Genomic DNA, 16,138 nt, shown 5'->3' with positions numbered 1-16,138 from the left:
ATGCCTCACTATGAATGAGTTAAGCATAATGTCACTTGATGTTATTATTGTTGCCGTTTTAGCGGAAAAGCCATCTCAATATATGATCCAAACAATTTTAATTGCCATCGCTTTAGTCCTAATTGTCGAAGGTCTAGGTCCAATGTTATTTGCGAATAAATGGCAACGATTTTTGCATCAGGTGTCACAACAACCAGTCAATCAATTACGCACTATGGGAGGGATTTTGGTCACTATAGGCGTGGTCAGCTTGATTTATTTACTTTGATAATTGGCCAGTATTTTAGAGCTGCAACACAATTGATTATAAGCTGCGCAATTTTGCTATTTAGATGCCGATTGTTTTTTGTTAGAATCCCCGCCTAATTTTACGACTCCCGTCTTATTCATGGCTAAAAATGTTGTTGTACTCGGCACCCAATGGGGTGATGAGGGTAAAGGTAAGGTTGTTGATTTACTCACAGATCAAGCGACTTATGTAGTACGTTATCAAGGTGGCCACAATGCTGGTCATACACTTGTCATAGACGGCGAAAAAACCGTCTTGCACCTTATTCCTTCTGGGATCTTACGTGAAAACGTGACTTGTGTTATTGGTAATGGCGTAGTGCTGAGCCCTGAAGCGCTGCTCGAAGAAACGGCTATGCTAGAAGCCCGCGGTGTTCCGGTTAAGGAACGCTTGGTTATCAGTGAAGCTTGTCCACTTATTCTGCCGTATCACGTCGAGCTAGATATGGCTCGTGAAAAAGCTCTAGGCAAAAAAGCCATAGGCACTACTGGTCGTGGTATTGGCCCCGCTTATGAAGATAAAGTATCTCGCCGTGGTTTACGCGTAGGTGACTTATTTAATCCTAAAGACTTTGCTATTAAATTAAAAGAAGTCCTTGAATACCATAACTTTATGCTCACTAACTACTATAAAGTTGAACCAGTTAGTTACGAAAAAGTATTGGCTGATGCACTGGCTGTGGCTGATATATTAAAGGCTATGGTTGTAGATGTTACCGACGTATTAGACAAAGCCCGCTTGCGTGGCGATGCCATTATGTTTGAAGGCGCTCAAGGTACATTGCTTGATATTGACCACGGCACTTATCCTTATGTGACATCATCTAATACCACAGTTGGCGGTGTTGCTACTGGTGCTGGTTTTGGACCTCTTAATTTGGATTATGTGTTAGGTATTGTTAAAGCCTATACCACCCGCGTTGGCTCAGGCCCCTTCCCAACAGAATTAGATTGTGAAGTCGGTCAGCATCTTGGCGTAAAAGGTCATGAATTTGGTGCCACTACAGGTCGTAAACGCCGTACCGGTTGGTTTGACGCTGTTGCCATGAAACGTGCAGTACAGATTAATTCTATTACAGGTTTTTGTTTAACTAAGTTAGATGTACTTGATGGCTTAGAAAGTTTAAGTATCTGTATTGGCTATAAAGATGCCCAAGGTAACGTCAGTGATGTACCTCCTATGGCAGCTGACGGATATGACTTGATTACACCTGTATATGAAAGCATGCCTGGTTGGAGTGAAAATTCCTTTGGTGTGACTGATTATGCTGATTTGCCTCAAGCGGCTAAAAATTATATAAAGCGCATCGAAGAACTTTTAGGTGTGCCTATTGATATTATTTCAACGGGCCCTGAGAGAAATGAAACCATAGTGTTAAGGCACCCTTTCGAGGTGTAATACTTAAATTCATTATCATCTGATTGATTAGGCTGCTTTTTGCGGCCTTTTTATTGCGTAGTTATATTCACCCCTTAGCCGCGCTACCCCTTTAAATAATCACTAGCCGAATGATATTGTTCAGACTAATTACTCAGCTCTAATCTTTAACTCTTTTGTCGATGTATCAATGTGTCTATAAATATCGGCAAGTTTATTTGAAGTTTGCTGCATTATTTCGGCCTCTTGCTGCGACTCTTCACTTTGCTGTTCAATATTGGTAAGTGCTTGATTAATTGTATTTGTTTGTTCTAATTGTTGCTCCATTTCTTTTTCGATAATGCCGTGTAAACTACTAATTTTCATAATGGAATTGTGTAGTGAGTCAATAAATTCCTGAGATTTTTTTGATTGTGACAAGCTAACTTCTGCCTGATCTTTACCTTCGGTCATCGCTTGTACTGCACTATCGGATTCCTTTTGTAGTTTGACGATGTTGTCCGATATTTGTTTTGTCGATTCTTGCGTTTTAGTCGCTAGGCTTCTCACCTCGTCAGCAACTACAGCAAATCCTCTGCCATACTCGCCTGCTCGTGCTGCTTCAATTGCAGCATTGAGTGCCAATAAGTTTGTTTGATCTGCAATACCATTAATAACATTGATAACGTTTCCTATGTTATCTGAGTCTGTTTTCAAGGCTGCAATTATGTTTGATGCATGATTAGTCGCATTGAGCATATTATGACTAGTCGCAAGATTTTCTTTAAACATAGCCTGCCCTGCGTCAGTTAGGTCAGCACAGTCAGCTACCAGAGAGTTTGCCTCAGAAATTGCATTACTCACAGAGTTATTAGAATCGGATAGTTCTTGCATATTCTCGGCAAGTCTTGAGGTTTCTTGAGATTGTTTTGCTAAACCTAATTTTACTTTTTTGAAGGCCACTACCATGTTTTCAATAATGCCCCCCAAACCTTTTATATCATTAAAAATTAGCCTTAGTACCTTACTTAAACCCATCTGAATTTGCATAAAGTTTCTAGCAACTTGCCCGATTTCATCAAGATTTGTACTACTGATTTCGCCACTAAAGTCGCCTTTTGCAATTTTTTTAGAAGCCAAGGTAATTACCTTTAGCGGAGCGATTATTTTAATGTTTATAAACCAGCTGACTCCTAACAATATCAGGATAATCACAATTACGGAGCTAATGTTGGTGAATAAAAATGTCGATTGCGTTCGAGATTCATTTTTGGCTTTGAGACTTAAAATATTTTTATTTACAGCATCTACGGCTAGAGTGAGGCTTTCTGTAGGCGCCCTATCAATGCCCGATACGCGACTATCTGCTTTTGAAATATTTTTGTTGGATCCAATAAACACATCATAACCAGCGCGATACGTGTTTAGCATATCCGGATAACTTTGGGCGAATTTTTGAACATGTTGCTTAGCTGAGTTGTTGTTTGGCATCGTCTGTAATAAATGTTGGTAGCGCTTTTGGATCTCTGTGGCTGCTGTGTTAAAGCGGCCCCAATATTTACTAAGTTGTTGTGGATCGTTACCTCTAATTAAAGTGTTTTTCCATTCTTGAACTTGAGTCTTAAACCTTATATTTAAATCAGCGACTTCTAACATGATTATCGCCTCTTCATTAACACTCTCTCCATAGTCAGACGTCGCGTCTTTTATCGACGTAAATCCAATAAACACTGTAATCAGAATGACCGACATCGCACCAAGCAATAGCAATAAAACTTTATTTTTTACCTGCGAGCGAATTATTTGCATCATATATTTCCTGATAACGTCTGACTTTTATAACGGCTGAAAGTTGTAGAATGTTAATAGATTCTTTTTTTGTGGTAGCACTAATTTATTGAACATAATGGGTTTTTGCTAGTGAATCAAACAAATATTCTAGTGGTGGACGACCTTGAGGGTTTGTATAAAATTAATTCGACCCTAGAGTGATCCTCATGGCTTTTTATAGGATAAGCTATTGTATGCATAAAATGACCAAAGGTATCCAATGCAAACTAACACTCAAACCACAGAATTTACTCCTACTTTAGTCGCAGATATTGCACCTAAAATTCAATCACTTAAAAACACCTTTAGCAGTGGCAGCACTAAAGCATTGGCTTGGCGTATCGAGCAGCTCCAACAAATAAAAAAAATGGTACTCGAGCAACAAGATAATATTTTTACAGCTATGCAAAAAGACTTAGGTCGCTGTGATATGGAGTCTTGGACCGCTGAGTTAGGTGGAGTGGTAAGCGAGGTTGACCATTCAATTAAACATCTCAAAAAATGGATGAAGCCACGTAAGGTCTCAACACCCATTATCGCCCAGCCTGGTAAGAGTTATATATTACCTGAGCCTCTAGGTACCATTTTGATCATTGGCGCTTGGAATTACCCGTTGTTGCTGGTGTTATCTCCACTTGTAGCGGCTGTTTCTGCAGGAAATTGTGCTCTTATTAAACCTTCGGAACTATCGGCCAATATGTCTAAATTGGTGGCAAAAATGGTCTCATTATATTTGGACAATGACGCTATTGATGTGGTGGAAGGGGCAGTTAAAGAAACTACTGAACTACTAAAACATCAATTTGACCATATTATTTATACGGGTGGAGAAGTAGTCGGAAAAATAGTGATGCGTGCTGCCGCTGAGTTTCTCACGCCTGTCACTCTGGAGCTTGGAGGAAAAAGTCCTTGTATCGTTGATAGTTCGACCGACTTAGATGTCACTGCTGCCAGAATAGTCTGGAGTAAGTGGATGAATGCAGGGCAGACCTGTGTTGCCCCTGATTATGTGTTAGTTGAAAAGTCATTTGCACCGCAGCTTATAGATGCGATTAAAAATAAAATCGCCGAATTTTATGGTGCTGATGTAGTGACGTCTAAAGATTATGGACGGATAGTGAGTGAGCGTCATTGCTCGCGTATTATCAAGTATTTGGAAGATCAAAATGTTGTGTTTGGTGGTACTCACGACTTAGCCAACAAGTACATCGAACCTACCATAGTGCTTGACCCCAGCTCCGACAGTCCTCTTATGCAAGAAGAAATTTTTGGTCCTATATTGCCGATAATCACAATGGATAATATTAGTCAGGCAATACCCTATGTAAACGCGCGAGAAAAACCATTAGCTTTGTATCTATTCAGTAAAAACTCCAGCTTCGAACAGCAAGTGTTAACCTCAACCAGTGCGGGCATGGTGTGTATTAACGATGGATTTATGTTTGCTGCCAATCCTAATTTACCTTTCGGCGGTGTAGGTAGCAGCGGTACTGGTGCTTATCATGGGAAAATAGGTTTTGATAATTTTAGTCACTTAAAAACAGTGATGAAACGCAGTTTTTGGTTTGATGTGCCGTTACGGTATCCTCCTTTTACGAGTAAGAAATTTAAGCTTTTGAAAAAACTTATATAGGAATATCTAAAAATGTCGCTCACTGCCTTCCATTTAGCTATACCCGTAATAAATTTAGAACAAGCCGAAATCTTTTATGGAGGCTTGTTGGGTTGCCAAAAAGGCCGCAGTTGTGCGCAGTGGATTGACTGGAATTTTTTTGGACATCAGTTGGTGACTCATCTAGTGAGCGAGATGCCAAGTTTGCCTAAACATAATCAAGTGGATAATCATGCCGTGCCAGTACCACACTTTGGCATGGTACTGATTTGGCAAGATTGGCAACAATTAGCAAAAAATCTTGAAGCTAAGGGTATAAATTTTGTTATTAAACCGCATATACGATTTGAGGGGCAAGTTGGTGAGCAAGCGACTATGTTTTTTCTTGATCCTAGTGGCAATGCTTTAGAATTTAAGGCGTTTCAAGATATTCATCAGTTGTTTGCGAGTTAATATGAATAATCTGTTAGGTTGATCTATATCAATTAGTTAAATCGATTATGTTGTTTAATAAACTTCATTAGCCATCAAGCCTCATTAGGCCTATTCTTTATCAACATTCTCAATATAACAAGGGAACAAATAATGAGTAATATTAATATTGGTATTAACGAACAAGACAGAGAAGTAATCGCTCAAGGGTTAAAGTGTCTGTTAGCCGATTCTTACACTTTGTATCTGCAAACCCATAATTTTCATTGGAATGTCACAGGTGCCCAATTCAGAGAATTGCACTTAATGTTCGAAGAACACTATACCGAGTTGGCTTTGGCGGTTGATGATATCGCTGAGCGTATCCGAACTCTAGATGTGGCAGCACCGGGTACTTATAAAGAATTTGCTAAACTGAGTTCAATTCAAGAAGTAGATGGTGTGCCTACTGGCAAAGAAATGGTCAAAATATTATTAACTGGCCATGAAGCAGTAGTAAAAACCTGCCGCAAAGTGTTATCTAGCGCCCAGAAAGCAGATGATGAATCTACTGCAGCCTTGGTATCTGACAGAATGCGGATCCACGAAAAAACGGCTTGGATGTTACGTGCTTTAGGATAAGACTTAATTTTTAGCGTGCATTAAAGTCGAAGGCTCAAAACATATTAAAGTGTTTTGGGCCTTTTTTATTTAGGGTATAACTCAGCTACTTTTAATAACCTTTAATGTCGCGTCTTTATTTTTGGACTTTTTAGGCTCTAAATAGGCTTGATACCTACCTGGTTTATGATTGACAGCTATTAATAAATTTAAAGTGATAGCACCGATCACAGACAAAATCACAATATCGAAACTGAAAATAAATAACGACGAAACTAAAATTATTGAGTCGACTAATAACCCAAAATTACCAGCGCGAATGTTAAATTTGTTCTGTAGATACAAGGCTAAAATTCCTAAACCACCAAGGCTAGATTTATGCCTAAACATGATCAATAAACCCACACCAATCAACATGCCGCCAGCTACTGTCGCAAATATCGGGTGAATGCTTTCAATCTTAATCAAATGCCCTATTTGCTCAGTCATGATGGACACCATAGAGACTGAAATAAATGTATTGATAGTGAATCGTTTACTCAATTGTGTCCAAGCAATGAAATAAAAGGGTATATTAACCAAGAAAAATAACACTCCGAAGTTCATATCAACGAGGTGGGTGCCAATAATAGCTATACCGGCTGTGCCGCCAGTCAATAGGTTATGTGTGCCAAATAACACCACACCGAAGGACACTAATACCCCTGCACAAAAAAGTGCTAATACGTCTTCATAAAACCTGTGTTTAGGAAAATTCACTGCCATACCTCTATATAAATAATTGGCTAAAAATTACTCTGATAAGGAGAGGCGCGGATTCTACAGATTTAGGCTTATATTGTTAGAGCAGTAGACAGATCACTTCGAAGGCGACTAAGGTGCTTAAGTAGCATAATCTTTACGACTTGAGTTGGTTATGTAAACAGGCTGTAGGCGAGATGTTTCCTAGGCGTTTGAACAGTTTGGTAGGTAATCAAAAATTGCTTAACAATGATTATAATTAAGAGACTTTTGTCCAAAAAAATTCTTTGGATAAGCGATCTTTGTTATAACTTTTATACTAAGATAGTTAAGACTCAATTCATTGCCTGCCAGAGAGTGCCTTATGTCACATATTTCACCAGAAAAAATTCCCCAACAAGCCTTTGACTGGTATGACGATTATGCTCATGGTGATATCGACCGCCGCACTTTTTTAAGCCGTTTAGGCTCTCTTTCGGTTGCGGGTTTAACCTTAGGAGCGGTAAGCAGTGCACTGACTCCAGATTATGCATTGGCAGAACAAGTGTCTTTTAATGATCAAGATATTAAAGCCACTTATCAAGAGTTTGACTCACCAAAAGGCTATGCCAAAGGACAGGGATATTTAGTGGTTCCAAACAACATCAGCGGCACCGCCCCTATGGTCTTGGTGGTGCACGAAAACCGCGGTCTTAATCCCTATGTGAAAGACGTAGCAAGACGATTAGCGAAACAAGGCTTTATTGCCTTTGCACCGGATGCCTTATTCCCACTCGGTGGCTACCCTGGTAATGACGATGAAGGGCGAACCATGCAACGCAGTATGGACAGAGAAAAAATTGACCAAGACTTTATAGCTGCAGCCAGTTATTTGAAAAAACATGCTCTAGGAAATGGCAAACTAGGTGTAGTAGGTTTTTGTTTTGGCGGTTATGTAAGCAATATGCTCGCTGCTACGGCGCCAGAACTTATCGATGCCGCAGTACCTTTTTACGGTACACCTGCAGGTGGTGATTTAGTTAAAAATGTTAAAGCGCCAATTATGCTGCAATTCGCTGAAAACGATAAACGTGTTAACGCTACTTGGCCTGATTACGAAGCTACGTTAAAAGCTAATAAGGTTAATTACACTGCACATGTATATCCCAACACTCAGCATGGTTTCCATAATGATTCCACTAGTCGTTATGATCCTAAAGCCGCTGAACTTGCTTGGACCAGAACCTTGGCGTTTTTTAAACAGCATTTAGCCTGATTGTAAATAATGAGCCAACTAATTCAGTTGGCTGTTGATAAATCCAGTTACATTTTAATTAATGATCTATCTATGTGAGTAAGCCATGATTGATTATTAACAGAGGGGATAATTGTGAACAAAGATTTAAAAGGCTTGTGTCTGTTTTTAGGGATGATTGGTTTAGCTTATGCTGCGATTTTGGTATTAACTATGTTGTTCACTGGTGTGAAAATCCTCAAGAGTATTATATTTATCTCTGCGTTTTCATCATTTTTAATCAGTCTTGGCCTTACACCTCATGTTAAGCAACGCTTAGTTCAAGTGATTAAACAAAAAGCTTCGCTCTACAAATAGAATATTTAAACGGGTGTGTTAAGACATGCCAGTTTGTTATGAATTATTAATGTATGCTTGGTGCCATCCAGCTTTAACGTTAAATTTTTTAAAATGTTAAAGGAGAAACACCATGAAACTCATTACAAAACCACTGATAGCGTTCATCGCTACTATTATCTTATCGGCATGCGCGGCCTTAACTCCTAATTTTGAAGAGCCTCAGGTGAGTGTTCATTCTTTCAAAATTCTGCCAGGTGGTAGTATAAACCCCACTTTTGAAATCGGTTTGCGAGTGCTTAATCCAAATAGTTTCTCACTGAATTTAAAAGGACTGTCATACACTGCCAGTATTGAGGGCAATCAAATATTGTCTGGTGTGGCTAGTCAACTTCCCATAGTGCCAGCTTATGGCGAAGAAGACATAAAACTAAAGGCACAAGCAGATTTGTTTGGGAGTATGAGATTAATTGCTGATCTAATGAAACCTCGGGAAACACCTGTAGGCTACACACTAAAAGTTAAATTAGATGTGGGTACTTTTGCACTGCCGATTTATATCACTAGGAAAGGTAATTTGAGCATTCCTAATTAGTTCTACTGGTGATTGATATAAAAAATGGCACAAAAAAAAGCACTGCTTTTATTAGAAGCAGTGCTTTATTTAACTAGAATTTTGAATTAGTTAAACACGTTCAAATATAGTTGCTATACCTTGACCTAACCCAATACACATAGTGGCAAGACCGACAGATTTGTTATTGTCTTCCATTAAGTTAATCAAAGTAGTTGAGATCCGCGAACCAGAACAACCTAGTGGGTGACCAAGTGCAATTGCACCACCATTCAAATTGACTTTGTCGTCGTAACTATCAATCCAACCTAGCTGTTTGATACAAGATAAGGCTTGTGCAGCAAAGGCTTCGTTGAATTCAGCTAGTTCGATATCGGCCATAGTCATGCCAGCACGTTTCAGTGCTTTTTGAGTGGCTGGTACTGGACCAAAGCCCATAATAGCTGCATCACAACCTGCCACTGCCATAGCGCGAATTTTAGCTCGTGGCGTTAACCCGAGAGCCTTGGCTTTATCAGCAGACATAATCAACATAGCAGATGCGCCATCTGATAAGGCAGAGGATGTGCCTGCTGTGACGGTGCCATTGACTGGGTCAAATACTGGCCTAAGGGCTGCCATAGACTCTGCTGTAGAGTCTGGACGGATAGTTTCATCAACACTGATAGATTTTAAAATACCGTCTACGTCATGACCTTGTGTGGCGACAATCTCGCTTGCCCAGCGGCCTTCGAGTGTTGCTTTGTTAGCTCGTTGGTGTGAGCGTGCGCCAAAGGCATCTTGCATTTCACGGGTGATACCATTTTGACGACCTAACAATTCAGCTGTCATACCCATACTGCCTGATGCTCTAGCTGTGTGTTTAGCTATGCCTGGATGGAAGTCTATATTAAAATCCATAGGCACATGGCCCATATGTTCAACACCACCAATCATATACACATCCCCACGACCCGACATAATTCCGCTGGTGGCGTCATGTAAAGCTTGCATAGATGAGCCACATAAACGGTTTACTGTTACCGCACCTGTTGAGCGAGGGATATCAGTTAACAGTTGAGCATTACGGGCAATATTAAACCCTTGTTCTTTGGTTTGTTGTACACAGCCCCAAATGATGTCTTCTATATCATTAGGATCAAGGTTTGGGTTACGTTCAACCAATTTTGACATTAAGTGTGCAGATAAGGTTTCTGCGCGCACATTGCGAAAAATACCGCCTTTAGAGCGACCCATAGGTGTGCGTATACAATCTACTACTACGACTTCTTTCATGATCTTCTCCTAATGAATTGTTATAAAGACAGCGCAAAATATGATTTGTTTGATGCGGCCATTTCGCGCACACCATCAGAAATCTGATAAACCGGACCTAGGTCAGCGTATTTATCGGCTAATGCTACAAAGTTGGCTAAGCCCATTGTCTCTATATAGCGGAATATGCCGCCTTTAAAGGGAGGAAAACCTAGGCCATAAAGTAGTGCCATATCGGCTTCTGCTGCACTGGCAACAATACCTTCTTCTAAACAACGAATGGCTTCATTGGCCATAGGGATCATTACCCGGGCAATGATTTCATCTTTATCAAAGTCACGCTTTTCTGCGCAATGCGGTGCAAATAATTCATAGGCTTCTGGCGCAGCCACTTTAGCTGGGCGTCCACGTTTGTCTAAACTGAAATTATAGAAACCTTTGGCATTTTTCTGACCTAAACGGTTAGCTTTGTATAATAAAGTAACAGGATCATTAGCAATTTTTTGCATGCGTTCTGGAATGCCGTCAGACATTACGCTAGACGCATGGTCAGCTGTATCCATACCCACTACATCAAGCAAAAACGCAGGACCCATTGGCCAGCCAAAGATTTTCTCCATGACTTTATCAACGGCAACAAAGTCAGCACCATCCATGATTAATCTGCTGAAACCAGCAAAGTATGGGAACAATACACGGTTAACTAAAAAGCCTGGGCAGTCGTTCACAACAATGGGTGTTTTGCCCATTTTTAAGGTGGCTGCTACTACTGCTGAGATAGTGTCTTCTGAGGTCTTTTCGCCACGAATAATTTCAACTAAAGGCATCTTGTGCACTGGGTTAAAGAAGTGCATGCCACAGAAACGTTCTGGTTTCTTTAAGCTTTTGGCTAAATGGTTAATAGAAATGGTCGAGGTGTTAGAACAAATAATAGTGTCATCAGATACATGCTGTTCTGTTTCGGCTAAAACGATACCTTTGACCTTAGGATTTTCGACTACCGCTTCAATTACTAAGTCGACGTCTTTAATGGCTGAATATTCTAAGGTAGGCACAATGTTATTTAATGTTGAAGCCATTGTGGCTGCATTAACTTTACCGCGCTGCATGCCTTTGCCCAAAATAGTTGCGGCTTCTTTTAAACCCAAGTCCAATGCGGCTTGGTTAATGTCTTTCATTATTACTGGTGTGCCTTTCACCGCAGACTGGTAGGCGATACCACCACCCATAATGCCTGCACCTAACACAGCTGTTTGTTTAATGGTTTTCTTAGCGGCTTTGGCTTGTTTTTTACCTTTGCTTTTAACTAACTGATCAGCCAAAAATATGCCCACTTGAGCTTTGGCAGCATCGGTTTTCGCTAATTTAGCAAAACCTTGGTTTTCTAGTTTTAGTGCGCCGTCTCTATCAAGACCTGCTGCTTTTGATATTGTCTCTACCATCATATGGGGCGCTGGGTAATGTTTGCCAGCCTGTGCAAAAACCATAGCTTTGGCAGTTGAGAAGCTCATCATGGCTTCGTTTTGATTGAGTTGCAGTGGGGCTTTTTTCTCTGCTCGGCGAGCTTGCCAATCAAAGTCGCCTGCGATTGCATCTTTAAGCATGCTCATGGCTGCTTCAGTTAGCTTTTCTGGTGCAACTACTGCATCAACAGCACCTTCAGCTAAGGCTTTTGCTGCTTTACGGTCGCGGCCAGTGGTCATCCACTCTAGTGCGTTATCGGCACCAATTAGTCGAGGTAGGCGGACTGTGCCACCAAAGCCTGGCATTAAGCCTAGCTTCACTTCAGGCAAACCTATGCTAGCAGTGGTATCAGCCACTCGAAAATCACAAGCTAAGGTCATTTCACAACCGCCACCTAGTGCAAAACCATTGACGGCCGCGATAGTGGGAAAAGGCAAGTCTTCAAAACGGTCAAATACTTGGGAGGTTTTGCCGACCCAAGCCAACACTTCTTCATCTGGCATATCAAACAAACCAGTAAATTCGGTGATATCAGCACCTACAATAAAAGTAGATTTTGCTGAGCGGACCAATACACCTTTTACATCAGCATTGGCAGCAAGTACCTGAGTTGCAGCATCTAAGTCTGCAACAGTTTGTTGGTCGAATTTATTTACCGAACCTTGGGCATCAAATACTAATTCTGCAATGCCATCTTGCAGCAAATTAACCGTGAGGCTTTTACCTTCGTATATCATTATCATCTCCTGTGGCTATCGCCAAAGCGTGGGTTGGGAGGAGGCCATGGCCCTCCGAATACAGATCCATATGAATTGTTGTTAAAACTATTTGAAAGAGCAACCTAAGTTTTAACAACTTTCAACAAAATAGGTCATAGTCTTAACATGCGGGTAAATATTATCAATTCAACTGGTCATGCCAGTTAAAATAATAATTATTTAAAATACACGCATTTATCCGCAAACAAGTTTGTTAGTATCGGGTCTACACTTTAGTTGGCCCTTCATTATATATTTTGGAATTTGTGAGCATTCGATATTTTTTTTGTTTCCTAATCGCTAGTAGTTTGTTTACTCAGGCTGTACTGGCAACGCCTACACTTGATCGTGAGCAGCAACGTGCGCTTTTTATTAAAGCTGAGCGGCTCGCACACAACCCAAATAGCGGTGCCTTTAAGAAATTGATGGAACAATTAGAGGGTTATCCTCTAAAGCCCTACGTTGAATTAAGAACCCTAACTAAGTTTCCTTTTATGGCAAATAAGAAACAAATAGAAAGTTTTTTAGCCAAATATGAATCTTCTCCCCTTGATAGACCTTTACGCAAAAAGTGGTTAGTTTATTTGGCTAAACAAAATCAACCTGAATTGTTTAGCCATTTTTATCGGGATATGGGTAACACCCCATTGAATTGTACGTATGCAGAAATATTACTGCAGAAAGATCTGACTAATGCACAAGCATTTGAGCTGGCAGAAAACCTGTGGGTGGTAGGTAAATCACAGCCTAATGAATGTGACGGATTATTTAAGCAATGGCAAAAAGCTGGTAAGCGCACACCAGAGCTCGTATGGAAAAGGTTATCTTTAGCGGCTGATGGTGGCAATCACACGCTTATCCCCTATTTGAAAACCTTGCTGCCCAAAGAACAACAATATTTGGCTGATCTTTGGTTAGAGGTGCGTCGTTTGCCCAGCCAAGTATCTCGCTTATCTAAATTTCCGGCTAAATATCCAGAGAAAGAAACTGAGATACTGGTCTACGGGTTAAAGCGGTTAATCAGTAATGACCGAGATTTAGCCTTACGTAGTTGGGAAAAACTGTCGAATAAATTTACGTTTTCAGCTCCCCAACTAAAACAAATATCTCACCGATTTGCGATTTTTTTTAGCGTTAGCAGATCACCAACAAGCCGATGTTTGGTTGGAAAAAGCGGCAAATTTTGAGCCTGATGCAGAATTACTACGATGGCATTTAGCCCATGTGTTAAGGCAACGAAACTGGCAGCAGGCGTTAGATGTCATAAACTTTGTGCCTGACAAAATAGCCGATGGCAATGTGTTTCAATATTGGAAAGCTCGGGCTTATGAGAAAGTAGGTGCCGATGAATTAGCTGATAAGGGTTTGCATAAATTAGCCAAACAACGCCACTATTATGGTTTTTTGGCCAGCGGACAACTATCTGAAATGGCGAGTTTAAATGATAATCCACTGCTGATCGCGCAAGGCGATTTGGATGAACTAGCGGCACTGCCTGCTGCACAAAGAGCATTTGAGTTCCGAGCGTTGGGCCGTAACCTTAGTGCAAGGCGAGAGTGGATATTTTTACAAAGCCAATTAACAAAACAGCAAAAGATAACTGCAGCTGTAGTGGCTAGTCAGCATAATTGGCATGATCAAGCTATTTTTGGTTTTTCCAGATCTGGTTATCTGGATGATTTGAGCCGACGTTTCCCCATGCCATTTGATAGCCAACTACAAAGTAATGCTAAGAAAAATAATATTGATGTTGCGTGGGCATATGCAATTGTCAGACGTGAAAGTTCTTTTATGCCTGATGCCGCTTCTCATGCAGGGGCGTTGGGTTTGATGCAAGTCATGCCGGGTACCGCACGTTATCTTTCTAAAGAAAAAGTTAAAAGAAACAGCCTATTTAATCCTAATAGAAATGTTGAATTAGGTACTCAGTATATGCGTTACCTAATGGACAAAATGGATAATAATCCTATTCTAGCCACCGCGTCTTATAATGCCGGTTGGCGCAGGGTACAGCAGTGGTTACCTGAAAAAGGAAATATTCCCTTGGACTTATGGATTGAAACTATTCCCTATAAAGAAACCCGTAATTACGTTAAGGCAGTGCTGGCTTATCAACAAATATATCGCCAACATTTAGGAAGCAGCGAGAATTTGTTTAAGGATCTGGCTACTATGCAAATACAACCCAAAAGTTAGGTAGACCTCCAACACAATAGGTCAACAACCGCTAACCTTATGTTATTCTATGGTTATATTATTTGATAAGAGCCTGGTATGTCACTTCTAGCCCCGTTAGCCCAAATAGAACAATTAGCCCAAACCTACCCACAACATATTTCTGAGTTACAAAGCCGAACCCGTGAAGCCATTCAGCGGGAGAGCATTGACGGTTTGATCATCCATTCGGGACAAGGTAAACGGTTATTTTTAGACGATAATAATTACCCTTTTAAAGTGAATCCACAGTTTAAGGCGTGGTTGCCAGTTATCGATAATCCGAATTGTTGGCTGATTGTAAACGGCATTGATAAACCTAAACTGGTATTTTATAGGCCCAAAGACTTCTGGCATAAAGTACCTGATGAGCCAAACGATTTTTGGGCACAGCAGTTCGATATAGTATTACTCACTCAAGCGGATGCGGTGGAAAAACACCTTCCTTTTGATAAAAGTAAATATGCCTATATAGGCGAATATATAGAAGTAGCAAAGGCTTTGGGTTTTGACTTAGTTAATCCAGATAGAGTGATGCATTATCTTCATTATCAACGTGCCTATAAAACCGATTATGAATTAGTGTGTATGCGCGGGGCGAATCGAATAGCCGTTGATGGACATCGCGCAGCAAAAATTGCGTTTGAACAGGGTCTAAGTGAATTTGATATTAATTTGGCCTATCTTTGTGCCGTTAGGCAAAGTGATAACCAAGTCCCCTATAATAATATTGTTGCGTTAAATGAAAACGCATCAATATTGCATTACACCGATGTAGCGACTGAAGTGCCTGAGCATTCACGTTCATTCTTAATTGATGCTGGGGCAAGTTTTAATGGTTATGCCGCTGATATTACTCGCACTTATGCTCGAGAAAATGGAGTGTTTGCAGACTTGATCGAGTCTATGCATAAAATTACTCAACAATGTGTGCAAGAGTTAAAACCAGGCGTGTCTTATGTGCAGATCCAAAACAGTGCTTACCACCAAGTCGCAGCACTTTTATGTGACACTGGGATTGTGAATTTAGCCACTAATGATGTAGTTGAATCGGGTATTGTTAGTACGTTTTTCCCTCATGGTATTGGTCATTTCTTGGGCTTGCAAGTTCACGATATGGGCGGATATGTTTCTGATGACAGGGGTACGCCTCATCCAGCTCCACAAGCTCATCCATTTCTGCGAAATACCCGTACCGTAGAAGCACGACAAGTCTTTACCATTGAGCCGGGTTTATATTTTATTAACAGTTTATTGGCAGATTTAAAAAGCAGCGAACAATCCAAATATATTAATTGGAATGTAGTCGATAGTTTGCGCCCTTTTGGTGGAATTAGAATTGAAGACAACATCATTGTGCATCGCGATAAAAACGAAAACATGACTCGTGAGTTAAATTTGAACTAACCTTTGAAAAGTTGAGTTTTCTTGGCTACGGAGGTAG

At 40.5% G+C, this 16,138-nt stretch carries 15 protein-coding genes; 11 read left to right on the top strand and 4 right to left on the bottom strand.

The features are described from left to right. Positions 1–82 precede the first annotated feature (82 nt). Positions 83–268, top strand: a complete 186-nt coding sequence (locus tag GARC_RS10790) for a DUF2065 domain-containing protein (protein ID WP_039989371.1) — start codon at positions 83–85, stop codon at positions 266–268. Positions 269–388: 120 nt separating this feature from the next. Then, on the top strand, positions 389–1,687 hold the full coding sequence (locus GARC_RS10785) for an adenylosuccinate synthase (protein ID WP_007619788.1): 1,299 nt from the start codon (positions 389–391) through the stop codon (positions 1,685–1,687). A 129-nt stretch (positions 1,688–1,816) separates the two neighbouring features. Here the strand turns inward: GARC_RS10785 and GARC_RS10780 are convergent, their stop codons facing one another. Beyond that, positions 1,817–3,457, bottom strand: coding sequence for a methyl-accepting chemotaxis protein (locus tag GARC_RS10780; protein ID WP_007619786.1), 1,641 nt, complete (start codon positions 3,455–3,457; stop codon positions 1,817–1,819). Between the two features lie 238 nt (positions 3,458–3,695). On the opposite strand from GARC_RS10780, the gene GARC_RS10775 reads away from it, so the two are divergent. From GARC_RS10775 to GARC_RS10765, 3 genes are all read left to right on the top strand, one after another. After that, the gene (locus tag GARC_RS10775; RefSeq protein WP_007619784.1) at positions 3,696–5,108 is read left to right on the top strand and encodes an aldehyde dehydrogenase family protein; all 1,413 of its coding nucleotides are present in this window, start codon (positions 3,696–3,698) and stop codon (positions 5,106–5,108) included. 12 nt (positions 5,109–5,120) lie between these two features. Beyond that, positions 5,121–5,540, top strand: coding sequence for a VOC family protein (locus GARC_RS10770; RefSeq protein WP_007619782.1), 420 nt, complete (start codon positions 5,121–5,123; stop codon positions 5,538–5,540). A gap of 132 nt (positions 5,541–5,672) precedes the next feature. Continuing rightward, on the top strand, positions 5,673–6,140 hold the full coding sequence (locus GARC_RS10765) for a Dps family protein (RefSeq protein ID WP_007619780.1): 468 nt from the start codon (positions 5,673–5,675) through the stop codon (positions 6,138–6,140). 81 nt (positions 6,141–6,221) lie between these two features. Here the strand turns inward: GARC_RS10765 and GARC_RS10760 are convergent, their stop codons facing one another. Then, entirely contained in the window at positions 6,222–6,884 is a 663-nt protein-coding gene (locus tag GARC_RS10760) for a YitT family protein (RefSeq protein WP_007619778.1), read from the bottom strand. 340 nt (positions 6,885–7,224) lie between these two features. Here GARC_RS10760 and GARC_RS10755 point away from each other — a divergent pair, with 340 nt between their 5' ends. The 3 genes from GARC_RS10755 (at position 7,225) to GARC_RS10745 (ending at position 9,025) form a co-directional block, all read left to right on the top strand. Further along, positions 7,225–8,115, top strand: coding sequence for a dienelactone hydrolase family protein (locus GARC_RS10755; RefSeq protein ID WP_007619776.1), 891 nt, complete (start codon positions 7,225–7,227; stop codon positions 8,113–8,115). 114 nt (positions 8,116–8,229) lie between these two features. Beyond that, entirely contained in the window at positions 8,230–8,451 is a 222-nt protein-coding gene (locus tag GARC_RS10750; RefSeq protein WP_007619774.1) for a hypothetical protein, read from the top strand. 112 nt (positions 8,452–8,563) lie between these two features. Further along, positions 8,564–9,025, top strand: coding sequence for an LEA type 2 family protein (locus GARC_RS10745; RefSeq protein WP_007619773.1), 462 nt, complete (start codon positions 8,564–8,566; stop codon positions 9,023–9,025). A gap of 90 nt (positions 9,026–9,115) precedes the next feature. On the opposite strand, the gene fadA is transcribed toward GARC_RS10745, so the two are convergent. Continuing rightward, positions 9,116–10,279: an acetyl-CoA C-acyltransferase FadA gene (gene fadA, locus GARC_RS10740; protein WP_007619771.1), complete on the bottom strand. Its 1,164-nt coding sequence runs from the start codon at positions 10,277–10,279 to the stop codon at positions 9,116–9,118. Between the two features lie 20 nt (positions 10,280–10,299). Next, positions 10,300–12,459 carry a fatty acid oxidation complex subunit alpha FadB gene (gene fadB / locus GARC_RS10735; RefSeq protein ID WP_007619770.1) on the bottom strand — a complete coding sequence of 720 codons (2,160 nt, stop codon included), beginning with the start codon at positions 12,457–12,459 and terminating at the stop codon, positions 10,300–10,302. Positions 12,460–12,746: 287 nt separating this feature from the next. Here fadB and GARC_RS27290 point away from each other — a divergent pair, with 287 nt between their 5' ends. From GARC_RS27290 to pepQ, 3 genes are all read left to right on the top strand, one after another. Continuing rightward, positions 12,747–13,667 carry a hypothetical protein gene (locus tag GARC_RS27290; RefSeq protein ID WP_226989123.1) on the top strand — a complete coding sequence of 307 codons (921 nt, stop codon included), beginning with the start codon at positions 12,747–12,749 and terminating at the stop codon, positions 13,665–13,667. After that, positions 13,597–14,676 carry a transglycosylase SLT domain-containing protein gene (locus GARC_RS27285; protein WP_226989121.1) on the top strand — a complete coding sequence of 360 codons (1,080 nt, stop codon included), beginning with the start codon at positions 13,597–13,599 and terminating at the stop codon, positions 14,674–14,676. Before GARC_RS27290 ends, GARC_RS27285 begins: the two co-directional genes overlap by 71 nt. Before the next feature lie 105 nt (positions 14,677–14,781). After that, entirely contained in the window at positions 14,782–16,101 is a 1,320-nt protein-coding gene (pepQ, locus tag GARC_RS10725) for a Xaa-Pro dipeptidase (RefSeq protein WP_039989370.1), read from the top strand. Positions 16,102–16,138 lie beyond the last annotated feature (37 nt).

Source organism: Paraglaciecola arctica BSs20135 (assembly GCF_000314995.1).
GTDB classification, from domain to species: domain Bacteria; phylum Pseudomonadota; class Gammaproteobacteria; order Enterobacterales; family Alteromonadaceae; genus Paraglaciecola; species Paraglaciecola arctica.
Note: the sequence above shows the minus strand (reverse complement) of the source record. Positions and strands in the feature narration are given on the sequence as shown.